Origin of the sequence: Rhodococcus sp. HM1 (genome assembly GCF_023218075.1) — a bacterium.
Classification (GTDB): domain Bacteria; phylum Actinomycetota; class Actinomycetes; order Mycobacteriales; family Mycobacteriaceae; genus Rhodococcus.
The window spans coordinates 48,184-70,501 of the sequence record NZ_JALPTB010000004.1; the positions used below are offsets into that span (position 1 = coordinate 48,184).

The following is a 22,318-nucleotide window of genomic DNA, read 5'->3' on the forward strand; positions in this document are numbered from 1 at the left end:
CGGGGATCGACGCGAGACCCGCCGACGCAGGATCCGGCGAATCTGTGGATGAATCCGGCGCCTGTGGACAACCCCGCGCTCACTGGAAGAACACAGCCGCCCGGTCCGCGAGATCCAGCACCGGCTGCGGCGCGATCCCGAGCACGATGGTCACCAACGCGGACACCGCCACGACCGTCGCGGTCACCGCACCCGGCGCGACGACCGTCACCGCGTCGTCGCCGGGTTCGGTGAAGAACATCAGCACGATGACCCGCACATAGAAGTAGGCGGCGATCGCACTGCACACGACACCGACGACGACGAGCGGCGCGGCCCCGCCCTCGATCGCGGCACCGAACACCGCGAACTTGCTGACGAAACCACTGGTCAGCGGGATCCCGGCGAACGCGAGCAGGAACAGCGCGAATGCCGCTGCGGCGACCGGGGATCGACGGCCCAGCCCCGACCACGCGGACAGATCTCCGGCTTCCCCGGTGCGGTCGCGGACGAGCCCGACGATCGCGAACGCCCCGACGGTGCTGATCCCGTAGGCGAGCAGGTAGAACATCGTCGACGCGACGCCCGCGTGGTTGGCCGCGACCAGGCCGGTGAGAACGAAACCGACGTGAGCGACGGACGAGTACGCGAGCATTCTCTTGACATCGCGCTGGGTCACCGCGATCACCGACGCGGCCACCATCGTCAGGACGGCGACGGCCCCGAGCACCGGCTGCCAGTTCGCGCTCAGCTCGGGCACCGCGACGTAGAACACCCGCAGCAGCGCCCCGAAGGCCGCGATCTTCGTCGCCGACGCCATGAACGCGGTGACCGAGGTGGGGGCGCCCTGATAGACGTCGGGGATCCACGACTGGAACGGCACCGCACCGACTTTGAACAGCAACCCGACCGCCAGCAGCGCCACGCCGATCAGGGCGAGGGTGTCGTCGCCGGACCCGCCGGCGACGGCCGCCGCGATCCCGGACAACCGCACCGTGCCCGCGTACCCGTACAACATGGCCATGCCGTAGAGGAAGAACGCCGACGAGAAGGCGCCGAGGAGAAAGTATTTCAGCGCCGCTTCCTGCGAGAGCAGGCGCCGGTGCCGCGCGAGGCCGCACAGCAGATACAGCGGCAGCGACAGCACCTCGAGGGCCACGAACATGCTGAGCAGGTCGTCGGATGCGGGAAACAGCAGCATCCCGCCGACCGCGAACATCGCGAGCGGGAACACCTCGGACGTGGTGATTCCTTGGCCTGCCGCCGTGCGCTCGGCGGCGCTTCCCGGCGGCACGGCGGGTTGCGGCGCGAAGTCGTCGACGGCGAACCGGGCCCCGGCCGTGACCGTCTCGGCCCCGACCGCCTCCGCCACTGCCACACGGCGTTGCGCGATCAATCCGACCGCAAGGATCGAGGCCAGCAGGATCGCGCCCTGCAGGAACAGGGCCGGGCCGTCGATCACGACCGCGCCGAGCACCGCCGAACTGCTGGTTCCGGCGAGCGAGACGACCGCGACGAAGGCCGCGACGAGACCGGCGATCGCGAGCACGAACTGCGTCGTGTGCCGGACCCGGCGGGGCACGAATGCCTCGACGAGCACTCCCACGACCGCGACACCGAGCACGATGAGCATCGGCGAGAGCAGACCGTATTCGATCGACGGAGCGCTGATCTCGTTCACTCGGATTCACCTCCCTGCTCGGGCGTATCGGTTTCCGGATCGGCGCCCACCACCGCCCCGGTCAGCACCGGGCCGGGCACGGTGGGCGCCGGGTCGGTCTGCCCGATCGTGGTCATCGTGTGGTTCACGGCCGGGTCGATCACATCGAGCGCGGGTTTCGGGAACAGGCCGAGCACGATGAGCAGCGCGACGAGCGGTGCGACGACGACCAGTTCGCGTGGCACCAGGTCGCGGACCTCCTCGTTGCCGGAGGCGAGCGGACCGGTCATCATCCGCTGGTACAGCCACAGCACGTAGATCGCGGAGAGCACGAGCGCGCCGGTGGCGAACACCGCGGCGACGCCGTAGCGCGGGAATGTGCCGATCAGGACCAGGAATTCGCTGATGAACGGGGCGAGCCCGGGCAGCGACAGCGTCGCCAGACCGGCGACGAGGAACGTGCCGGCCGCGATCGGGGCGACATTGCGGACCCCTCCGAACGAGGCGATCAGGCGAGAACCCCTGCGGGAGACGAGGAATCCCGCGATGAGGAACAACGCCGCGGTCGAGAGCCCGTGGTTGACCATGTACAGCGTCGATCCGGTCTGGGATTGGCTGGTCATCGCGAAGATGCCCAGCACGATGAACCCGAAGTGCGAGATCGACGTGTAGGCGATCAGCCGCATCACGTCGGTCTGCCCGATGGCGGCGATCGCGCCGTACAGGATGCCGATCACCGACAGGGTGACGATCAGCGGCGCGAACGTCGCCGACGCCTCGGGAAACAGCTGCAGGCAGTACCGGATCATCGCGAACGTGCCGACCTTGTCGACGATCGCCATCATCAGCACGGCGTTCGTCGGTGTCGCTTCGACGGCGGCGCCGGGCAGCCAGCTGTGGAACGGCCACAGCGGCGCCTTGACCGCGAACGCGAACATGAATCCGAGGAACAGCGCGTTCAGCAGCCCCGGGGAGGCACCGAGTTCGCCGGCCGTCGCCAGCGCGACAACCTCCCGGAAGTCGAACGTCCCCACTTCCTGGTCGACGGTCAGGATGTACAGACCGATGACCGCGGCGAGCATCATGAGGCCGCCGAACAGGTTGTAGAGCAGGAACTTCACCGCCGCGGCGGAGCGGGCGGCCCGGTCCTGCGCCCGGCCGAACCCGCCGATGAGGAAGTACATCGGGATGAGCATCGCCTCGAAGAACACGTAGAACAGCAGGATGTCGAGTGCGGTGAAGGCCAGCAGCACCATCGCCTCGACCACCAGGATCAGCGCGACGTACGCGTGCGGCCGCTTGCCCCCGATGCCGTTCCGCACCACGGCGTCCCGGGTGTCGTTCCATCCGGCCAGCAGCAGCAACGGCACCAGCACCGCGGTGAGCAGGACCAGCACCAGCGCGATGCCGTCGACCCCGAGCGTGTATCCGGCACCGAAAGACGGGATCCACCGGTGCGATTCCACGAACTGGTACTGCGCTCCCCCGGGTTCGAACCGCACCGCCACGACGATCGCGAGCACCGCGACCACCAGCGACACGACGAGGGCACCGGCCTTGGCAAGGTCGGGCCGGCGCGCCGGCACCGTCCACACGAGCAGCGCGCCGATCGCCGGCACCAGCCACAACGCGCTCAGCCACGGGAACTGGTTCATCGCATCCTCACCAGAGCACCATCGTGGCGACCACGAGGGCCGCGCCTACCAGCATGGACAGGGCATAGGACCGGGAGAATCCGGTCTGCAGCGTGCGCAGCCGCGCCGACGCGGCCCCGATCAGCACGGCGACCCCACCGACGGCACCGTCGACGGCACGGTCGTCGACCTCGACGAGGGCGCGGGTCGCGTGCTGTCCGGGTCGCATGAACACCGCTTCGTTGACCGCGTCCCCGTACAGGTCGCGGCGCGCGGCACGGGTCAGGGCGGACACCTCGTCCGGTGCATCGACCGGGATCTCGCGGATCGCATACTGCCGGTAGGCGATCGCGACACCGACGAGCACCACCGCGAGGGTCACGACGGTGAGCACCCACACCGGGACCGGCAGTTCACCGTGCTCTTCCCCCACGACCGGTTCGAGCCAGTTCACCAGCGCCCCACCGTAGGCCAGCAGCGCGCCCCCGGCGACCGAGCCGATCGCCAGCACCACCATCGGCACGGTCATCACCCCGGGTGATTCGTGCGGATGCGCGTCCTCCGCCCACCGCCGCCGCCCGAAGAACGTCATGAGCATCACGCGGGTCATGTAGAACGCGGTGATGCCGGCGCCGAGCAGCGCGGCCGCGCCGAGGACGAATCCTTCGGCGCCGCCGGATCCGAACGCCGCCTCGATGATCAGATCCTTGGAGAAGAAGCCCGCGAACGGCGGGATCCCGATGATCGCCAGATACGCGAGACCGAACGTGACGTAGGTGATCGGCATGACCGTGCGCAGGCCGCCGAAGCGGCGCATGTCGGTCTCGTCGTTCATGCCGTGCATCACCGAACCGGCGCCGAGGAACAACCCGGCCTTGAAGAAACCGTGCGTGAGCAGGTGCATGATCGCGAACGCGTAACCGGCCGGACCGAGGCCCGCGGCGAGCACCATGTAGCCGATCTGGCTCATCGTCGACGCCGCCAGCGCCTTCTTGATGTCGTCCTTCGCGCAGCCGATGATCGCGCCGAACAGCAGGGTCACGGCCCCGACGATCACCACGCCCAGTTGCGCGCCCGGCGCGACGTCGAAGATCGGGCCGGACCGCACGATGAGGTAGACACCGGCGGTGACCATCGTCGCCGCGTGGATCAGTGCGGACACCGGGGTCGGGCCTTCCATCGCGTCCCCGAGCCACGCCTGCAACGGCACCTGCGCGGACTTGCCGCATGCCGCCAGGAGCAAGGTCAGGCCGATCGCGGTCGAGACCGTTTCGCTCGCACCCGGAACCGCGGCGAAGACGTCGGCGAACCCGATCGAGCCGAACGAGGAGAACATGATCATCATGGCGACGGCCAGGCCCGTGTCACCGACCCGGTTGACGACGAACGCCTTCTTCGCCGCGGTCGCCGCGGTCGGCTTGTACTGCCAGAACCCGATGAGCAGATACGACGCGAGACCGACACCCTCCCATCCGAGGTACAGGCCGAGATAGTTGTCGGCAAGCACCAGCACCAGCATCGCCGCGAGGAACAGGTTGAGGTACGCGAAGAACAACCGCCGTCCGGGTGCCCGTCCCGCGGTGTTGCCCGACGGGTCCGGGCCGTGCGCCATGTACCCGACCGAATAGATGTGGATCAACGACCCGACACCGGTGATGAGCAGCACGAAGCACATCGACAACTGGTCCAGTTGCAGGCCGAAGTCGATCTGCAGCTCGCCGACGGGTACCCACGAGAACAGGTCCTGCTGCACGGCCCGGTCGTCGGCGGCGCGCCCGAGCATCTGCACGAACAGCACCACTGCCAGCCCGAACGAGACCAGCGCGGTCGCGCATCCGACCAGATGTCCCCACGTGTCGCTGCGCCGGCCGGTCAGCAGCAGTACCGCGGCGCCGGCGAGCGGCAACGCCGGCAGAAGCCACACGGCCGAGGTTCCGCCCATCCCGGTCTCCTCCCAGTGCTCTCGGAAAACTCAGTTCTCTCGGCAGGCTCAGTGCTTGAGCAGGTTGTTGTCGTCGACCGACACCGAACGGCGGGTGCGGAAGATCGTCATGATGATCGCGAGGCCGACCACCACCTCGGCGGCGGCGACGACCATCGTGAAGAACGCGAACACCTGCCCGTCGAGATTTCCGTGCATCCGCGCGAACGTCACGAACGACAGGTTCACGGCGTTGAGCATGAGCTCGACGCACATGAACACGATCAGGGCGTTGCGCCGCACGAGAACACCCGCGGCGCCGATGGTGAACAGCAATGCGGAAAGGTACAGGTAGTTCGCCGGATTCATCGGGTCTCCTCCTCGTCCGGCCTCTCGACGATCGCGCCCCGGGCCTCGAGTACCCGGCTCACCGACAGTGGCGAATAGCTGCCGTCCGGCAGTCGGGCCGGAACGTCGACGGCGTTGCGCCGCGCGTACACCCCGGGACTCGGCAGCGGCGTCACCCGCACCTCCGACTCCCCCGCTGCACCCCACTCCCGGAACCGCCTGCGGGCCAGTTCCTTCTGACCGAGACGCTCACCGGTCCGTTCGCGATGCGTGAGCACCATCGCACCGATGGTCGCGGTGACGAGCAGCGCTCCGGTGAGTTCGAACGCCCACACGTACCGCACGAACAGCAGTTCCGCGAGACCCGCGACGTGCCCGTCACCGGCGTCCACCAGACCCGCGAACGGCGGCAGCTCGGAGTCGGCGAGGAACCCGATGATCAGCACCCCGAACCCGATTCCCGCCACGACCGCCGCGATGCGGTGCCCGCGAAGGGTTTCGGTGAACGATTCGGACGCGTCGACGCCGACGAGCATCACCACGAACAGGAACAGCATCATGACGGCGCCGGTGTACACGACGATCTGGACGACACCGAGGAACTGGGCGTCCTGGGCGATGTAGAAGGCGGCCAGCACGATCATGGTCAGCGCCAGGAAGATCGCCGAGTACACAGCCTTGCTCGAGACGACCACCCCGATCGCACCGATCACCGCGACGACGGCGAGAATCCAGAACTGCACCGCTTCACCGGTGGACGTGCGCTCGACGACGTCCTGGGCCAGGACCGTGAGGGTGTTCATTGTTCCGACCCCTCTTTCGGCGCAGCACCCGGCACGAGGCCCCGGTAGTAGTCCTCCTCGGTGGCGCCCGGATACATCGCGTGCGGCGGCGCTTCCATCCCGGGTTGCAGCGGCGCCAGCAGCCGCGACCGGTCGTAGATGAGATCGGCCCGGTTGTCGTCGGCCATCTCGTATTCGGCGGTCATCGTCAGCGCGCGCGTCGGGCACGCCTCGACGCACAGTCCACAGCCGATGCAGCGCAGATAGTTGATCTGGTAGACCCGGCCGTACCGCTCTCCCGGCGAATACCGTTCGGCCTCGGTGTTGTCCGCCGCTTCCACGTAGATCGCGTCGGCCGGGCACGCCCACGCGCACAGTTCGCAGCCGATGCACTTCTCGAGGCCGTCTGGATGCCGGTTCAGCTGGTGGCGGCCGTGATACCCGGGCGCCGGCGGCCGTTTCTGCTCGGGATACTGCTCGGTGATCGGCTTCTTGAACATCGCCGCGAAGGTGGTGCCGAAACCGGCGATGGGATCGAGGAATTCGGGCATCGTCATCCCTCCGCGGGGGTGCGCTGCGCGGGCACGGGACCCGGCATCGGTGGGACCGGGAAGCCCCCGGCCCCAGGGTCGAACGGTTCGGCCGCCTCCGGTGCGGCCCGGGCGGGTTCGCCGCCCCCGGACGTGCGCCGCAACCGGGTGAACACCAGGAACGCCAGGACGCACACCACCCCGACGGCGGCGAGTGTGCCCTGCCCGGCCACGTATCCCTCGTTGCCGAGCGCCCGGATCACGGCGACGACCACGACCCACAGCAGCGACGCCGGAATGAGGACCTTCCAGCCGAGATTCATGAACTGGTCGTAGCGGAGCCGGGGCAGGGTGGCGCGCAGCCACACGAACAGGAACAGGAATGCCCACACCTTGGCGACGAACCACAGCACCGGCCACCAGCCGGAGTTGGCACCGTCCCATATGTTCAGCGGCCACGGAGCGCGCCAGCCGCCGAGGAACAGCGTGGTGGCCAGCGCGGACACGGTCGTCATGTTCACGTATTCGGCGAGCATGAACATCGCGAAGCGCAGCGACGAGTACTCGGTGTGGAATCCGCCGACGAGTTCGCCCTCGGCTTCGGGCAGGTCGAACGGGGCGCGGTTGGTCTCGCCGACCATGGCCGTGACGTAGATGAGGAACGACGGCAGCAGCAGGAAGACGTACCACGTCCCGACCTGCCCGGACACGATCCCGGATGTGGACATCGTGCCGGAGAGCAGGAACACCGCGGCGAACGCCAATCCCATCGCGATCTCGTACGAGATCACCTGCGCGGTCGAACGCAGACCGCCGAGCAGCGGGTACGTCGAGCCGGACGACCAGCCGGCGAGCACGATGCCGTACACACCGACGGAGGTGACCGCCAGGATGTACAGCACCGCGACCGGAAGATCGGTGAGCTGCAACGGCGTCCGCTGCCCGAATGCCGAAACCACCGGCCCGAACGGGATCACCGCGAACGCCATGAAGGCCGGGACCGTCGCGATGATCGGGGCGAGCAGATAGACGGGCCGGTCCACCCCGGACGGGACGATGCCCTCCTTCAGCGCCAGTTTGATGCCGTCGGCGAGGCTCTGCAGAATCCCCTGCGGTCCCAGCCGATTCGGTCCGATCCGCATCTGCATGCGGGCCAGGACCCGTCGTTCCGCGTAGATCGCCACGAGCACGGTCAGCACCAGGAACGCGAACACCGCCACGGCCTTGACCAGGATCAGCCACCACGGATCGTGTCCGAACGCCGACAGGTCTGCATACCCGTCCATCACTGCACCTCCCCCGCCCTGATCCGTACGAGCCCGCCGGATCCGACGCCCAGTTGCCGGTGGACGGCGGAGCCGGGTGAGTTCAGCGGCAGCCACACCACGCGATCGGGCATCTCGGTGATCGCGAGCGGCAGCGTCACGGCGCCGCGGTCGGTGGACACCGTCACCGCATCCCCGTCGGAGGCGCCGATCTCGGCGGCGGTCGCGGCGGACAGCCGGACCACCGGCGGTCGAGCGGTACCGGCGAGGTACGGTTCCCCGTCCTGCATCCGCCCGGCATCGAGTAGCATCCGCCAGCCGGTCAGGACCGCCTCTCCGGGACCGGCGCGGGGTGGCTCGACCGTCTCCGTCGCCGGATCGGCCGGCCGCTGCCCCTCCCACGGACCGAGCAGGTCCAGTTCGCGGCGCGCGGACTCCGCGTCGGGCACACCGAGCCGGGTCCCCATCTGGGCGGCGAGCGCGTCGAGGACCCGTCGGTCCGGCAGGGTACCGGGGCCGCGCAGCGCGATCCCGAACTCACGGACCCGGCCCTCCCAGTCGAGGAAGGCACCGGACTTCTCGGCGACGGCGGCCACCGGGAACACCACGTCCGCGAGGTCGGTGACGGTGCTGCGGCGCAGTTCCAGGCTCACAACGAATCCGGCCGATTCCACCGCCGAGCGTGCGGACTGCGGGTCGGAGAGGTCGTCGAGGTCGACTCCGCCGATCATCAGGGCACCGAGGTCGCCGGCCGCGGCCGCGGCGAGGATGCCCGCGGTGTCGCGTCCGGGATTCGCGGGCAGTTCGACGGTGCCGCCGACGCTGTCGGACCACACCTGCGCAACCCGGCTGCGCGCCTGCGGATCGCTGACGTCCCGGCCACCGGGCAGCAGCGTCGGCAGCGCCCCGGCCTCGAGGGCGCCGCGTTCACCGGCCCGGCGCGGCACCCACGCGAGCCGGGCACCGGTGTCGTCGGCGAGCCGGATCGCCGCCGACAGCGCGCCGGGCATCGTCGCGCACCGTTCCCCGACGATGATCACCGCGCCGGGACGGCGCAGCAGGTCGGAGACGTCGCCGCCCTGCTCCCCCGACCGGATCCCGTCCAGCACCGCGGCTTCGGAACCCGGCACGGCCTGCACCACCCGGCCCGACATCTTCGTCAGGCCCCGGCTCGCGAACGCCGCGATCGACCGGATCGCGGCGCCGCCGCGCGCCGCCAGACGCAGCCGCAGGAAGACGATCGGCGATTCCTCCTCGGGTTCGAATCCGACGAGCAGCACCGCCGGCGCACGATCCAGATCCGCATACGTCACGGAGAGCAGCCGGCCGGCGATGCGGGCCGCGAGGAACTGCGCCTCCTCACCGGAGTGCTCCCGCGCACGGAAGTCGATGTCGTTGGTGCCCAGCACGATCCGCGCGAACTTCGCGTAGGCGTAGGCGTCCTCGACGGTGACGCGTCCGCCGACGAGCACGCCCGCGCCGCGCGCCGCGGCCAGTCCCCGGGCGGCGATCGCGAGGGCGGCGGGCCAGGATCTCGGGACGAGTGTGCCGTCGTCGTCGCGGACCAGCGGGGTGGTGATCCGGTCGGGTTCGGTGGCGTAGGTGAACGCCCATCTGCCCTTGTCGCAGTTCCATTCGGCGTTGACCTGCGGGGCGTTGCCCGCGAGGCGTCGCAACACGACGCCGCGCCGGTGGTCGGTGCGTTGCGCGCAGCCGCTGGCGCAGTGTTCGCAGACGCTCGAGCTGGACACCAGATCGAACGGGCGCGCCCGGAAGCGGTAGGCCGTTCCGGTCAGCGCACCGACCGGGCAGATCTGCACGGTGTTGCCGGAGAAATAGGAATCGAACGGTTCCTCGGCGTAGATGCCGACCTGCTGGCCGGCCCCGCGTTCGAGCAGATCGATGAACGGGTCACCGGCGATCTGCTGCGAGAAGCGGGTGCAGCGGGCGCAGTTCACGCACCGCTCCCGGTCCAGCAGCACCTGCGAGGAGATCGCGATCGGCTTCGGGAAGGTCCGTTTGACGCCCTCGAAGCGAGAATCGCCACGGCCGTTGGACATCGCCTGGTTCTGCAGCGGGCATTCCCCGCCCTTGTCGCACACCGGGCAGTCCAGGGGGTGATTGATGAGCAGCAGCTCCATCACACCCTGCTGCGCCTTGTCCGCCACCGGGGACGTGAACTGGGTGCGGACGACCATGCCGTCGGTGACCGTGGTGGTGCACGAGGCGAGAGGTTTGCGCTGGCCTTCGACCTCGACGAGGCACTGGCGGCATGCCCCGACCGGGTCGAGCAGCGGGTGATCGCAGAACCGCGGGATGCGGATGCCGAGTTGCTCGGCGGCGCGGATGACGAGAGTTCCCGGGGGAACGCTGATCTCGATGCCGTCGATGGTGACGACCGGGTCCTTGGCCGTCGCGGGCCGGTCTGCGGTCATGACACTCCCCCTGCCGTGAGGGTGGACAGGCGCGGATCGAACGGGCATCCGCCGTGGGTGAGATGCGCGATGTACTCGTCGCGGAACAGTGCGATCGACGACGTGATGGGGCTGGTCGCGGCGTCGCCGAGCGCACAGAACGCGCGCCCGAGGATGTTGTCGGAGATGTCGAGCAGCTTCTCGAGGTCGGCCTCGGTGCCGGTGCCGGCTTCTAGACGTTCGAGGATCTGCACGAGCCACCAGGTGCCTTCGCGGCAGGGGGTGCACTTCCCGCACGATTCGTGCTTGTAGAACTGCGACCAGCGCAGCACCGCGCGCACCACGCAGGTCGTCTCGTCGAAGATCTGCAGCGCCTTGGTGCCGAGCATCGACCCGGCGGCCCCGACCCCTTCGTAGTCGAGGGGCACGTCGAGGTGTGCGGCGGTGAACAGCGGCGTCGACGACCCGCCGGGTGTCCAGAACTTGAGCCGGTGCCCGGCGCGGATGCCGCCGGCGTAGTCGAGGAGTTCGCGCAGGGTGATGCCGAGCGGTGCCTCGTACTGGCCCGGCCGGGTGACGTGCCCGGACAGCGAGTACAGCGTGAAACCCGGGGATTTCTCGGTGCCCATCGAGTGGAACCAGTCGACGCCGTTGAGCAGGATCGACGGCACGCTCGCGATGGATTCGACGTTGTTGACGACGGTCGGGCACGCGTAGAGCCCGGCGACCGCCGGGAACGGCGGCCGCAGCCGCGGCTGTCCGCGTCGCCCTTCGAGCGAGTCGAGCAGCGCGGTCTCCTCGCCGCAGATGTAGGCGCCGGCACCGGCGTGGACGACGACGTCCAGGTCGAAGCCGGAGCCGAGGATGTCGCGGCCGAGGTATCCGGCGTCGTACGCCTCGGCGACCGCGTGCTGCAGCCGGCGCAGCACGGGGACGACCTCGCCGCGCACGTAGATGAACGCGTGCGAGGCCCGGATGGCGTAGGCCGCGATGACGACACCTTCGACGAGCGTGTGCGGCGATGCCAGCATCAGCGGCATGTCCTTGCAGGTGCCGGGTTCGGATTCGTCGGCGTTGACGACGAGATAGTGCGGCTTGGCACCGGCGGGCGTGGTCGGATCCTGCGGGATGAACGACCATTTCGTGCCGGTCGGGAATCCTGCGCCGCCGCGGCCGCGCAGACCGGAGTCCTTGACGGTGGCGATGACCTCGTCCGGGTCGGTGCGCAGGGCGCGTTCGAGCGCCTTGTAGCCGTCGTGGCTCCGGTAGGTGTCGAGCGTCCACGACCGGGGTTCGTCCCAGTACCGGCTCAGGACCGGACTCAGCGGCATGTCACTTCCCTTCCGTTCCGGTCGCCTCGGGTGCCCGCATGTTCCGTTCGCGGGCGACCCGCAGCCCGGCGAGGGTCGCGTCGCCCGACGCCGCGCTGTCGTTCGCGCCGGGACGTTCGTCGGGGAATCCGGCCAGGATGCGGGCGGTTTCGCGGAATGTGCACAGCGACGCGCCGCGGGTCGGCGTGATGCGTTTGCCGGCCCACAGGGCGTCGACGAGCGCGGTCGCCGAGTCCGGGGTCTGGTTGTCGAAGAATTCCCAGTTGACCATCACCACGGGCGCGAAGTCGCAGGCCGCGTTGCATTCGATGTGATCGAGGGTGATCTTCCCGTCCGGGGTGGTGTCGTCCGCCGAGCCGGGGTCGACACCGAGATGCTCTGCGAGGGCCTCGAGGATCGCGTCCCCTCCCATGATCGCGCACAGGGTGTTGGTGCAGACCCCGACGTGGTAGTCGCCGGTCGGGCGGCGGCGGTACATCGAGTAGAAGGTGGCCACGGCCGCGACCTCGGCACCGGTGAGCGCGAGTTGCGCTGCGCAGAACTCGATTCCGGCGGGGGTGATGTAGCCGTCCTCGGCCTGGACGAGGTGCAGCAGCGGGATCAGGGCGGACCGCGTCACCGGGTAGCGGGCGATGATCGCGGCGGCGTCGGCCTCGAGACGCTCCCGCACGTCCGGCGGGTACGTCCGGGGTGCGCCGGGGTGTTCGATGCGCTCGGTTTCGGCTGCCGTGCGGCCCAATTCGACGAAGACCGGCTCCGGCCGGTTCGCCGGGACCGCGGATTCGCCGGTCGTGTGTGCCCGGGTCATCGGTCCACACCTCCCATCACCGGATCGATGCTGGCGACCGCGGCGATGACGTCGGCGACCATGCCGCCCTCGCACATCGCCGCGACCGCCTGCAGGTTCGTGAACGACGGGTCCCGGTAGTGCACCCGGTACGGGCGGGTGCCGCCGTCGCTGACCATGTGCACTCCGAGTTCGCCGCGGGGCGATTCGACGGCCACGTACACCTGTCCGGCCGGGACCCGGAATCCCTCGGTGACCAGCTTGAAATGGTGGATGAGCGCTTCCATGGAAGTGCCCATGATCTTGCCGATGTACTCCGGCGAGTTGCCGAGTCCGTCCTCGCGCACCGCCAGGTCGGCCGGCCACCCGACCTTCGGGTCCTCGACCATCACCGGTCCGGGCCGCAGCCGATCGAGGCACTGCTCGACGATCTTCAGCGATTCCTTCATCTCCCCGACCCGGATGAGGTAGCGGCCGTAGCAGTCGCAGCCGGTGTCGGTGACGACGTCGAATTCGTACGTGTCGTAACCGCAATAGGGTTGCGACTTGCGCAGATCGTGCGGCAGTCCCGTCGATCGCAGGACCGGGCCGGTGACGCCGAGCGCCATGCAGCCCATCAGGTCCAGGTAGCCGACGTCCTTCGTGCGGGCCTTCCAGATGGCGTTCTCGTCGAGGAGGTCCTCGAGATCGCGCAGGCGGCGCGGGACGACGTCGAGGACCTCGCGGATCTTGTCGAGCGAACCGTCCGGCAGGTCCTGCGCCAGCCCACCGGGCCGGATGTAGCCGTGGTTCATGCGCAGCCCGGTGACGGCCTCGAACACGTCGAGGATCAGTTCGCGTTCGCGGAACCCGAGGAACATCGACGTCATGGCCCCGAGTTCCATCCCGCCGGTGGCCAGTGCCACCAGGTGCGAGGAGACGCGGTTGAGTTCCATGAGCATCACCCGCACGACGGTGGCGCGTTCGGGCACGAGATCGGTGATGCCGAGCAGTTTCTCGACGCCCAGGCAGTAGGCGGTCTCGTTGAAGAACGAGGACAGGTAGTCCATCCGGGTGACGAACGTGACGCCCTGTGTCCACGTGCGGAATTCGAGGTTCTTCTCGATTCCGGTGTGCAGGTAGCCGATACCGCAACGGGCCTCGGTGACGGTTTCGCCGTCCATCTCGAGGATGAGCCGCAGCACGCCGTGCGTGGACGGGTGCTGCGGACCCATGTTGACGACGATGCGTTCCTCGGCCAGTTCGGCGTCCGGTCCGCCCGAGGCGCGGACCGCGTCGACGATCTCGTCCCAGTCCTGGCCGGCGACGGTGTAGACGGTGCCCTCGGCGTTCCCGCCGGTCGAATACGGATCGCTCATCAGTGGTACGCCCTCCGTTCGTCGGGTGGCGGTGTCCGCGCACCCTTGTATTCGACGGGGATTCCTCCGAGGGGGTAGTCCTTGCGCTGCGGATGTCCCACCCAGTCGTCGGGCATCTCGATGCGGGTGAGCGCCGGATGCCCGTCGAACACGATCCCGAAGAAGTCGTAGGTTTCCCGCTCGTGCCAGTCGACGGTCGGGTACACCGCGTACAGCGACGGAATGTGCGGGTGGGCATCGGGAACCGACACCTCGAGCCGGATCCGTCTGTTGTGGGTGATCGACATCAGGTGGTAGACCGCGTGCAGCTCGCGCCCGTTCTCGTGCGGGAAGTGCACCCCGCTGACGCCGAGGCACAGTTCGAACCGCAGGCCGGGTTCGTCCCGCAGGCACCGCGCGACCCGGGGCAGGTGCTCGGCGCGGACGTGGACGGTCATCTCGTCGCGGTCGACGACGACACGTTCGATCGCCTCCCCCGGGTTCACCGACGCCTGCGTCAGCGCCGCTTCGAGACCGTCGGCGACCTCGTCGAACCACCCGCCGTACGGACGGGGTGTGGCACCGGGCAACGCGATCGGCCGGACGAGCCCGCCGTATCCGGACGTGTCACCGGTGTCGGGCGGACCGAACATTCCGCGGCGCACGTCGATGACCTCGGGTTCGCCCGGTTCCCGCCCGACCGGCTCCCGCCCGGTCATCGCAGCAGGCCTTTCAGTTCGAGGGTGGTCGGGGACGCGAGCGCCGCCTTCTCGGCTTCGCGGATCACCTCTTCGCGGTTGACGCCCAACGGCATCTGCTGGATCTTCTCGTGCAGCTTCAGGATCGCGTGGAGCAGCATCTCCGGCCGGGGCGGGCAGCCGGGCAGGTAGATGTCGACGGGCACCACGTGGTCGACGCCCTGCACGATCGCGTAGTTGTTGAACATGCCGCCGGACGAGGCGCACACCCCCATCGCGAGCACCCATTTCGGTTCGACCATCTGGTCGTAGACCTGCCGCAGCACCGGCGCCATCTTCTGGCTCACCCGGCCGGCGACGATCATCAGGTCGGCCTGCCGGGGCGAGGCGCGGAACGCCTCCATCCCGAAGCGAGCGATGTCGAAACGCCCCGACACGGTGGTCATCATCTCGATCGCGCAACACGCCAGGCCGAAGGTCGCGGGCCACAACGAGCCCTTGCGGGCGTACCCGGCCGCGGCCTCGACCGTGCTCAGCAGGAAACCGCTCGGTACCTTCTCCTCGATTCCCATCTCCGACTCATCTCGCTTCCGGTGTCGCTGTCGTCCCGCGTGGCGGTGTGGTCTGGGGTGGCGCTGTGGTCCCGCGCCGGTTCAGTCCCATCCGAGACCACCGCGCCGCCACTCGTAGACGTAGGCCACGGACACGTTGAACAGGAACAACGCCATGGCGGCGAGACCGAACAGGCCGAGGCTGTCGAAGTGCACCGCCCACGGGTAGAGGAAGACGATCTCGATGTCGAAGATGATGAACAGCATCGCCGTCAGGTAGTACTTGACCGGGAACCGCCCGCCACCCGTGGGCGGCGGCGTCGGGTCGATCCCGCATTCGTAGGCCTCGAGTTTCGCCCGGTTGTATCGCCGGGGACCGACCAGTCCGGCCACCCCCACGGAGAACAGCGCGAAGACGACCGCGATCGCCCCGAGCACGAGGATCGGCACATAGAGGTTCATGTCCGCTGATCCCCCTTCTCGTGACCCCGGTGTGCTCGGCACGAAACCGACCGGTCTCACCGATCGCCTCGGCTCGATGCGTAACCGGAATCACTCCTTCGGCCTGGGTGTGATATGTGCGACTCACCCTACAAGGGTTGTCCCCAGCCTTGTCCCGATTTTCACGGTGCTTTCACGGTGCCGAAATTCGGTGGGATCGAAACGGATCCGTGACAAGCGACCACGCGAGTCGTCGCTGTCACAAACCCGTCACGGACAGGTCACACGCGGCGCAGGAGGGGCAGCGCCGCCTCGGCGAGCCGGAACGGATCGACCGGGTGCAGAACCGCCGCGTCGGCCCTCGACCAGGAGGCCAGCCACGCGTCGTCTCGGCGGCCCAGCAACAGCAGCAGGGGCGGGCACGGATCGATCTCGTCGCGCAGTTGCTTCGCCAGGCCGATGCCGCCGACCGGGGTCGCTTCCCCGTCGAGGACGGCGAGGGCGATGTCGCCCTCCTCCACGCGCCGGATGACGACCGGCGCGGTGGCCACCTCGACGTACTCGAGTTCCGGGAGATCCGGGTGTGGGCGCGTCCCCAGCGCACGCACGACCTGCGCGCGGGTGTTCGCGTCGTGGCTGTATACGAGCACACGCAACGGGGCTGCCCCGCCGGACGAGTCGGTCACGGACCCGATGCTAGGGCACCGACCGCACCACCGCCCGGATCCGACCGAATTCGGCGCGCGGCGAAATCACGGTTCCGCGTGGACGTTCCGATCCGGATCCTGCCCGTCCCGCGAGACGACGATCCCGATCGCCCCGGGACCGACGTGTGCGCCCAGCACGGCGTCGAGTTCGGTCATCCGCAGTTCCGTGCCCTCCGGCAGCCGCCCGGTCAGTTCGTCGAGGAGGGACTTCGCGCGCTCGGGGGCGTCCCGGTGGTGCACCGCGACCTTCGGCTCGGCGATCTTCGCGACCTCGGCGCACTGGTCGACGACGGCCTCGACGAGCTTGGCGAGCGCCTTGGACATGGTCCGGGTCTTCTCCCGCAGGACGAGCTTGCCGTCGACGAGATGCAGGACCGGCTTCATCGACAGGGCCGTACCGAGCAACGCGGTCGCGGTGCCGATCCGGCCGCCGCGCCGCAGATGGTCGAGCCGGTCGACGACGAGCAGCGCGCGGCCGGCCTCGGCGACGTCGACGGCGCGCGCAAACACCTCGTCGAGCGACGCGCCGGTCTCGGCGAGCCGCGCCGCGGCGAGTGCCGAGAAGCCCAATCCCATTGCCGTGTTGCGGGAATCGACGAGACGCACGCGTCCCCCGAATGCGTCGGCCGCGTACTTGGCGGCCTCCCAGGTGCCGGACAGCTGCCGCGAGATGTGCACGGCGACCACGCCGTCACCGTCGCTGTCGGCGAGCGCCCGAGCGTAGACATCGGTGAGCTCGGCGGGCGCCGGCCCCGAGGTGGTCACCTTCGACAGGTCCTCGGGCAGTTCGTCGACGCCCTCGCGGAGCTCACGGCCCTCGGAGATCACGTGCAGCGGCACGACACGGATGTCGTACCGCTCCACCGCTTCCCGATCCAGACAGCACGACGAATCGGTCACCACCACAACAGACACGTCGACTACCGTATGCCGTCTGCCACCGAATCCGCATCTCGGTGCACCATCCGCACCGCTTCGACCATCGCGGCGGCGACCTTGCGGTGCCCGTCCCAGCCCCAGTGGATACCGTCCGGGTTCGCGTCGTCCGATTGGATGTTCTCGCGGACCGCCGCCGCCAGATCGACCAGGGGAACGGACTTTTCGGCCGCCCACGCGGTGATCGCGCGGGCCGCCGCGGGACGGCCCTTGTGGACCGACGCGTACTGCTCGCTGCGGTGCACCGACGGCAGGGTGGCGATCACCGGCAGGTCGGGACGCATGTAGGCGAGCGAGTCGCGGATGGTCTCGAGGTATTCGACGCTCACCCGCGCCGGAAGCGCGACCGGCCAGCCGAGCGGCGACAGCCGTGGCTGGAGCCAGCCGTACGCGTTGCGCACGACGCGGCGCAGCGACGCCGGCCGCACGTAGCGGAGCTGTTCGCGCAGCGCGGTCGGCAGGGGCGACGGCAGCGTGTCCATGCCACCGACGGCGAGCACGACGGCACCCGCGCGCGGGATCGACGCCCATACACGGGGATCCTGCGTCATCGCCCACCACGCGTCGCGCGTCGTCCAGCCGATCCGGGCGATCAGCTCGACATCCCAGCCGAGTTCGGCCGCAGCGAGGTTCGGCCAGATCCGCGGATCGTCCGCGGGCAGGCCGCCCTTCGGGCCGTAGTAGCTGAGCGAGTCGCCGATGACCAGCAGGGTCGGTCGCGTCGATCCGCCGGTGGCGTCCGGAACCTCCGGTGCGTCAGAGGACGTCATCGGCCACCACGTTCGCCGTCGCGTTCCACACATCGAGCCGCCATGCGGGTTCCTCTCCGTAGCCGCTGAGCCGTACCCAACCGGTGTTGCCGAGACCGCCGAGGATCGGCCAGCGATCCACGGGCAGATCCAGGAGGGCGGCGGTGAGCGCGGCGATCAGCCCGCCGTGCGCGACCAGGACGATCGGCCGTTCCCCCCAGTGTTCGTACTTGTCGAGCAGTTCCCGCACGACCGGGACGGCACGCCGCGCCACGTCGACCCTGCTCTCCCCCTCCGGCGGTGCCCAAGTCGCATCGGCGCGCCACGCGGCCCGGGCACCGGGCGCGACCGAGTCGACGTCGTGGTGCGTGAGCCCCTGCCACTTCCCGAGGTGCGTTTCCCGCAGGCGCGGGTCGATCTCGACGGGAACACCCGCGCTGTCGCCGAGCACGACCGCGGTGTCGTAGGCGCGCCGCAGGTCGGACGAGACGACCGCGAGCGGCTCGAACGCCGCGATCTCCCGTGCCGCGGCGACCGCCTGGCGCCGGCCCAGCTCGGACAGCTCGGTGTCGAGCTGGCCCTGCATGCGGCTGGTCGCGTTGTACTCGGTCTGTCCGTGACGCAGCAGGATCAGCCGGCGGACGATCTCCGTCACAGGTGGTCCGGGGTTTCCGGCAGCGCGTCGTGGGCGGGCGCGGTGAGGTTCCGTGTCGACGGTTCGATGCCCTCGACCGGCACGGTCGGGCAGTCCTTCCACAGCCGCTCGAGGGCGTAGAAGTTGCGTTCCTCGTCGTGCTGGATGTGCACGACGACATCGATGTAGTCGAGCAGCGTCCAGCGCCCTTCGCGGGTGCCCTCGCGGCGCACCGGCTTGTGGCCGGCCTCGCGCAGCTTCTCCTCGACGTTGTCGACGATCGCGTTGACCTGCCGCTCGTTCGCCGCGGAGGCGATCACGAAGCAGTCGGTGATCACGAGCTGCTCGGAGACGTCGAGCACCACGACGTCGGATGCCAGTTTCTCGTCGGCCGCCAGGGCCGCGATACGTGCCATCTCGATGGCTTCTGCCGATGCGCTCACTGCGTGCTCTTTCTCTCGGTTGCGGTGCGGGGCGGTTCCGGTGCGGCCCCGCGGCGGACCGTCTGCGGGTCGGTCACCGCGGCGGCCCCGTCGGGCCGCCGTGAATCCTGCGGACGATACAGATTGCGTTTGCTGATGTACTGCACCACCCCGTCCGGGACGAGGTACCACACCGGGCGGTTCGCGCTGACCCGCGTGCGGCAGTCCGTCGACGATATCGCCAGGGCGGGGATCTCGACGAGGCTCACAGCGTCGGCGGGCAGGCCTTCGAGGTGCGGCGCGAGGTGCTCGACGTTGAGGTCGTAGCCGGGCCGGGAGACGCCGACGAAGCGCGCACGGTCGAACAGCACCTGCCATTCCTGCCAGGACAGGATCGACGCGAGCGCGTCCGCGCCGGTGATGAAGTACAGCTCGGCATCGGGCAGCCGTTCGTGCAGGTCCCGCAGGGTATCGACGGTGTACGTCGGCTTGCCGCGGTCGATGTCGACACGGCTGACGGAGAACCGGGGGTTCGACGCGGTCGCGATGACCGTCATCAGGTAGCGGTCCTCGGCGGAGCTGACGTGGCGGTCGGATTTCTGCCACGGCTGCCCGGTCGGCACGAAGATGACCTCGTCGAGACCGAAGCGGTCGGCGACTTCGCTGGCCGCCACGAGGTGTCCGTGGTGGATGGGATCGAACGTGCCGCCCATTACACCCACGCGCCGGGGCGGCGCGGGTTGCAGGTCGGATGGCTGTTGCACGGTTGACCAGCTTACGGGTTCACCGGCGCGGCCCTGCCTTCGCAGGGTCGGCAGGGGCGTCAGACCGGCAGGAGCGTCGACACGACCGCCGCGAGCTGCTGCGCGGTCCGGCACTCGTGCATGGTGACGACCTCGCTGTACACCTTCGCCGCCGAGTCGCCGGAACCCCACTGCCCCCGCGGTTCGGGGTTGAGCCAGTGCGCGTGCCGCGCGACCGTCACCAGATGCTCGAGCGCCTCACGGTTCGGATTGCGGTAGTTGGTACGCCCGTCGCCGAGGATCAGCAGCGAACTGCGGCTGGTGAGGCTGTGCGCATACTGCTCGGCGAACACCCCGATCGCGTTGCCGTAGTCCGAGTGCCCGTCGTACGCGATGAGATCGGCCTCGCGCAGCATCCGCGCCATCGACGTCCCCAGGTCGGAACCCGCGGAGAAGTAGTCGGTGACCTCGTCGGTGGTGTCGATGAACGCGAACACCCGCACCCGGGTGAACTGCTCGCGCAGCGCGTGCACCAGCAGCAACGTGAAGTGCGAGAACCCGGCGACGGACCCGGAGACATCGCAGAGCACCACCAGTTCCGGGCGGGCCGGGCGCGGCTTGCGGTTGACCAGGTCGATCGGCACACCGCCGGTCGACATCGACTTGCGCAGGGTGCGGCGCAGGTCGATGGCCCCGGCGCGGGCCCGGCGCCGGCGTGCCGCGAGCCGGCTCGCCAGCAACCGGGCCAGCGGGGTGACGCTGCGGCGCAACGCCGTCAGCTCCGCGTCCGAGGCGCGCAGGAAGTCGACCTCCTCGGCCAGCTTCGGCACACCGTACTTCTCGACGCGGTCGCGACCGACCTGCTCGGCGGTGCGCCGGCGCGTCTCGCGCTCGACCATCGCCCGGAAATCGGCGACGCGACGCGCGGCGGTGCGGCGCGCGACCTCGGTCTCGTAGTCGCCGGCCGGTTCGTGCTCCTCCGACGACCCGTTGCCCAGCAGCCCCTCGAGGATGCGAGTGACGAGCGTTTCCGGTTTGACGTCCCGCAGCGCCTGATAGGCGGAGAACGAGGGACCGTTCCCGGACTGGTACTGGCCGAGTTCCTCGACGAGCTGGGCGGTGAGCAGCTCGGTCAGCTCCAGCGCTTCGGGCGAATCGTCGGACAGCAGCTCGGCGATCAGGTCGCGCAGCGCCTCGAAGTCGATGTCCCCATCCGGTGTGCGCGGCAGCGACGGGTCGATTCCCCCGGCTTCGCGGTTCCCGACCGCGGCGGGGAACCACAGGTCGAACAGCGCGTCGAAGGTGGCGCGGTGGGTGGGCCGGCGCAGCAGCGTGCACGCGAGCCCCTCCCGCAGCGCCTCGCGGTCGAGCAGGTCCAGCACCGTCATCACCTGACCGGCGTCGACGGTCTCCGACGGCCCGACCGCGATGCCGCGCCGGCGCAGCGCCTCGACGAAGCCGACGAGGTGGCCCGGCAACCCGTGCGGAGCGGCGGGCCCTCGGTTCTGCCCGGGCGGGCGTGCGCCGGCCATCTCAGTTCAGCCGCAGCTCGGCAGCAGCACGCTGCTGATCGGACTGGTGTTTGAGCACGACCCCGAGCGTGGTGCGAACCGCCGCGTCGTCGAGGGTGTCGAGTCCGAGCGCCAGCAGCGTGCGGCCCCAGTCGATCGTCTCGGCGACCGACGGCAGCTTCTTGAGCTGTATGCCGCGCAGCACCCGCACGGTGCGCACGAGCTGTTCGGCGACGGCCTCGGGCAGCTCCGGGACCCGGCTCGCCAGGATCCGGCGCTCGAGTTCCGCGTCCGGGAAGTCCAGGTGCAGGAACAGGCAGCGGCGCTTGAGCGCCTCGGACAGCTCCCGCGCCGCGTTCGAGGTGAGCACCGCGAACGGTTTGCGCACGGCGCGGATCGTCCCGAGTTCGGGGACGGTGACGGCGAAATCGCTGAGCACCTCGAGCAGCAGGCCCTCGATCTCCACGTCCGCCTTGTCGACCTCGTCGACGAGCAGCACCGTCGGATCCTCCCGGCGGATCGCCGTCAGCAGCGGCCGCGAGAGCAGGAACTCCTCGGAGAACACGTCCTGCTTCGTCGAATCCCACGACTCGCCGGTTCCGCTCGCGGCGTTCGCACCCGCCGCCTGGATCCGCAGGATCTGCTTGGCGTGATTCCACTCGTACAGCGCGCGGGACTCGTCGACGCCCTCGTAGCACTGCAGGCGCACCAGTTCGGCGCCGGAGGTCTGCGCGACGGCACGCGCGAGTTCGGTCTTCCCGACACCGGCCGGCCCCTCGATGAGCAGCGGCTTGCCCAGCCGGTCCGCAAGGAACACGGCGGTGGCGGTTGCCTTGTCGGCGAGGTAACCCGTCTCCGCGAGACGTGTGATCACATCGTCGACGTCGGCGAAGATCGGCGGAGTGGTCGGCAGCGCACGATCCACGCTGGATCCTTTC

22 protein-coding genes are annotated in these 22,318 nt (G+C 69.4%); all 22 read right to left on the reverse strand.

Annotation, left to right across the window (positions count from 1 at the left end):
• Nucleotides 1–79: 79 nt before the first annotated feature.
• The 22 genes from nuoN to M1M07_RS03625 all read right to left on the reverse strand — a co-directional run bounded on the left by nuoN (nt 80) and on the right by M1M07_RS03625 (nt 22,305).
• Nucleotides 80–1,660, reverse strand: coding sequence for an NADH-quinone oxidoreductase subunit NuoN (gene nuoN, locus M1M07_RS03520; protein ID WP_248673317.1), 1,581 nt, complete (start codon nt 1,658–1,660; stop codon nt 80–82).
• Entirely contained in the window at nt 1,657–3,294 is a 1,638-nt protein-coding gene (locus tag M1M07_RS03525) for an NADH-quinone oxidoreductase subunit M (RefSeq protein ID WP_248673318.1), read from the reverse strand. The genes nuoN and M1M07_RS03525 overlap by 4 nt, the downstream gene beginning before the upstream one ends.
• Before the next feature lie 7 nt (nt 3,295–3,301).
• Complete coding sequence (gene nuoL, locus M1M07_RS03530) at nt 3,302–5,215, reverse strand: NADH-quinone oxidoreductase subunit L (protein WP_248673319.1); 1,914 nt, start codon at nt 5,213–5,215, stop codon at nt 3,302–3,304.
• 48 nt (nt 5,216–5,263) lie between these two features.
• Nucleotides 5,264–5,563: an NADH-quinone oxidoreductase subunit NuoK gene (nuoK, locus tag M1M07_RS03535; protein WP_197252195.1), complete on the reverse strand. Its 300-nt coding sequence runs from the start codon at nt 5,561–5,563 to the stop codon at nt 5,264–5,266.
• On the reverse strand, nt 5,560–6,345 hold the full coding sequence (locus M1M07_RS03540) for an NADH-quinone oxidoreductase subunit J (protein WP_197252196.1): 786 nt from the start codon (nt 6,343–6,345) through the stop codon (nt 5,560–5,562). Before M1M07_RS03540 ends, nuoK begins: the two co-directional genes overlap by 4 nt.
• The gene (nuoI, locus tag M1M07_RS03545) at nt 6,342–6,875 is read right to left on the reverse strand and encodes an NADH-quinone oxidoreductase subunit NuoI (RefSeq protein ID WP_197252219.1); all 534 of its coding nucleotides are present in this window, start codon (nt 6,873–6,875) and stop codon (nt 6,342–6,344) included. Before nuoI ends, M1M07_RS03540 begins: the two co-directional genes overlap by 4 nt.
• A gap of 2 nt (nt 6,876–6,877) precedes the next feature.
• Nucleotides 6,878–8,140 (reverse strand): NADH-quinone oxidoreductase subunit NuoH, encoded by a 1,263-nt coding sequence (nuoH, locus tag M1M07_RS03550; protein WP_197252197.1) that lies wholly within the window; start codon nt 8,138–8,140, stop codon nt 6,878–6,880.
• Nucleotides 8,140–10,554, reverse strand: a complete 2,415-nt coding sequence (locus M1M07_RS03555) for an NADH-quinone oxidoreductase subunit G (protein WP_248673320.1) — start codon at nt 10,552–10,554, stop codon at nt 8,140–8,142. Before M1M07_RS03555 ends, nuoH begins: the two co-directional genes overlap by 1 nt.
• Nucleotides 10,551–11,864 (reverse strand): NADH-quinone oxidoreductase subunit NuoF, encoded by a 1,314-nt coding sequence (gene nuoF / locus M1M07_RS03560; RefSeq protein ID WP_197252199.1) that lies wholly within the window; start codon nt 11,862–11,864, stop codon nt 10,551–10,553. Before nuoF ends, M1M07_RS03555 begins: the two co-directional genes overlap by 4 nt.
• Nucleotide 11,865: 1 nt before the next feature.
• The gene (gene nuoE / locus M1M07_RS03565) at nt 11,866–12,672 is read right to left on the reverse strand and encodes an NADH-quinone oxidoreductase subunit NuoE (RefSeq protein WP_248673321.1); all 807 of its coding nucleotides are present in this window, start codon (nt 12,670–12,672) and stop codon (nt 11,866–11,868) included.
• A complete protein-coding gene (nuoD, locus tag M1M07_RS03570; RefSeq protein ID WP_197252201.1) occupies nt 12,669–14,009 on the reverse strand; it encodes an NADH dehydrogenase (quinone) subunit D in 1,341 nt (446 codons plus the stop codon). The genes nuoE and nuoD overlap by 4 nt, the downstream gene beginning before the upstream one ends.
• Nucleotides 14,009–14,707, reverse strand: coding sequence for an NADH-quinone oxidoreductase subunit C (locus M1M07_RS03575; protein ID WP_197252202.1), 699 nt, complete (start codon nt 14,705–14,707; stop codon nt 14,009–14,011). Before M1M07_RS03575 ends, nuoD begins: the two co-directional genes overlap by 1 nt.
• Entirely contained in the window at nt 14,704–15,258 is a 555-nt protein-coding gene (locus M1M07_RS03580) for an NADH-quinone oxidoreductase subunit B family protein (protein ID WP_197252203.1), read from the reverse strand. Before M1M07_RS03580 ends, M1M07_RS03575 begins: the two co-directional genes overlap by 4 nt.
• Nucleotides 15,259–15,339: 81 nt before the next feature.
• Nucleotides 15,340–15,699 carry an NADH-quinone oxidoreductase subunit A gene (locus M1M07_RS03585; RefSeq protein ID WP_248673322.1) on the reverse strand — a complete coding sequence of 120 codons (360 nt, stop codon included), beginning with the start codon at nt 15,697–15,699 and terminating at the stop codon, nt 15,340–15,342.
• Between the two features lie 260 nt (nt 15,700–15,959).
• A complete protein-coding gene (locus M1M07_RS03590) occupies nt 15,960–16,364 on the reverse strand; it encodes a hypothetical protein (protein ID WP_197252204.1) in 405 nt (134 codons plus the stop codon).
• A gap of 66 nt (nt 16,365–16,430) precedes the next feature.
• The gene (locus M1M07_RS03595) at nt 16,431–17,300 is read right to left on the reverse strand and encodes a DegV family protein (protein ID WP_197252205.1); all 870 of its coding nucleotides are present in this window, start codon (nt 17,298–17,300) and stop codon (nt 16,431–16,433) included.
• Between the two features lie 5 nt (nt 17,301–17,305).
• Nucleotides 17,306–18,091 (reverse strand): diglucosylglycerate octanoyltransferase, encoded by a 786-nt coding sequence (gene octT, locus M1M07_RS03600; RefSeq protein WP_197252206.1) that lies wholly within the window; start codon nt 18,089–18,091, stop codon nt 17,306–17,308.
• Nucleotides 18,078–18,725 (reverse strand): histidine phosphatase family protein, encoded by a 648-nt coding sequence (locus tag M1M07_RS03605; protein WP_308200764.1) that lies wholly within the window; start codon nt 18,723–18,725, stop codon nt 18,078–18,080. Before M1M07_RS03605 ends, octT begins: the two co-directional genes overlap by 14 nt.
• Nucleotides 18,722–19,147: a ribosome silencing factor gene (gene rsfS / locus M1M07_RS03610; protein WP_197252208.1), complete on the reverse strand. Its 426-nt coding sequence runs from the start codon at nt 19,145–19,147 to the stop codon at nt 18,722–18,724. The genes M1M07_RS03605 and rsfS overlap by 4 nt, the downstream gene beginning before the upstream one ends.
• Complete coding sequence (gene nadD / locus M1M07_RS03615; protein WP_269437605.1) at nt 19,144–19,872, reverse strand: nicotinate-nucleotide adenylyltransferase; 729 nt, start codon at nt 19,870–19,872, stop codon at nt 19,144–19,146. The genes rsfS and nadD overlap by 4 nt, the downstream gene beginning before the upstream one ends.
• A gap of 77 nt (nt 19,873–19,949) precedes the next feature.
• A complete protein-coding gene (locus tag M1M07_RS03620) occupies nt 19,950–21,401 on the reverse strand; it encodes a VWA domain-containing protein (protein WP_248673323.1) in 1,452 nt (483 codons plus the stop codon).
• 1 nt (nt 21,402) lies between these two features.
• Nucleotides 21,403–22,305, reverse strand: coding sequence for a MoxR family ATPase (locus M1M07_RS03625; protein WP_248673324.1), 903 nt, complete (start codon nt 22,303–22,305; stop codon nt 21,403–21,405).
• Nucleotides 22,306–22,318 lie beyond the last annotated feature (13 nt).

Bases quoted from the DNA above. Each gene is read 5' to 3' on its own strand.
- M1M07_RS03525 (WP_248673318.1), bottom strand. From the start codon at position 3,294: ATGAACCAGTTCCCGTGGCTGAGCGCGTTGTGGCTGGTGCCGGCGATC.
- nuoL (WP_248673319.1), bottom strand. From the start codon at position 5,215: ATGGGCGGAACCTCGGCCGTGTGGCTTCTGCCGGCGTTGCCGCTCGCC.
- nuoK (WP_197252195.1), bottom strand. From the start codon at position 5,563: ATGAATCCGGCGAACTACCTGTACCTTTCCGCATTGCTGTTCACCATC.
- M1M07_RS03540 (WP_197252196.1), bottom strand. From the start codon at position 6,345: ATGAACACCCTCACGGTCCTGGCCCAGGACGTCGTCGAGCGCACGTCC.
- nuoI (WP_197252219.1), bottom strand. From the start codon at position 6,875: ATGCCCGAATTCCTCGATCCCATCGCCGGTTTCGGCACCACCTTCGCG.
- nuoH (WP_197252197.1), bottom strand. From the start codon at position 8,140: ATGGACGGGTATGCAGACCTGTCGGCGTTCGGACACGATCCGTGGTGG.
- M1M07_RS03555 (WP_248673320.1), bottom strand. From the start codon at position 10,554: ATGACCGCAGACCGGCCCGCGACGGCCAAGGACCCGGTCGTCACCATC.
- nuoF (WP_197252199.1), bottom strand. From the start codon at position 11,864: ATGCCGCTGAGTCCGGTCCTGAGCCGGTACTGGGACGAACCCCGGTCG.
- nuoE (WP_248673321.1), bottom strand. From the start codon at position 12,672: ATGACCCGGGCACACACGACCGGCGAATCCGCGGTCCCGGCGAACCGG.
- nuoD (WP_197252201.1), bottom strand. From the start codon at position 14,009: ATGAGCGATCCGTATTCGACCGGCGGGAACGCCGAGGGCACCGTCTAC.
- M1M07_RS03575 (WP_197252202.1), bottom strand. From the start codon at position 14,707: ATGACCGGGCGGGAGCCGGTCGGGCGGGAACCGGGCGAACCCGAGGTC.
- M1M07_RS03580 (WP_197252203.1), bottom strand. From the start codon at position 15,258: ATGGGAATCGAGGAGAAGGTACCGAGCGGTTTCCTGCTGAGCACGGTC.
- M1M07_RS03585 (WP_248673322.1), bottom strand. From the start codon at position 15,699: ATGAACCTCTATGTGCCGATCCTCGTGCTCGGGGCGATCGCGGTCGTC.
- octT (WP_197252206.1), bottom strand. From the start codon at position 18,091: ATGACGTCCTCTGACGCACCGGAGGTTCCGGACGCCACCGGCGGATCG.
- M1M07_RS03620 (WP_248673323.1), bottom strand. From the start codon at position 21,401: ATGGCCGGCGCACGCCCGCCCGGGCAGAACCGAGGGCCCGCCGCTCCG.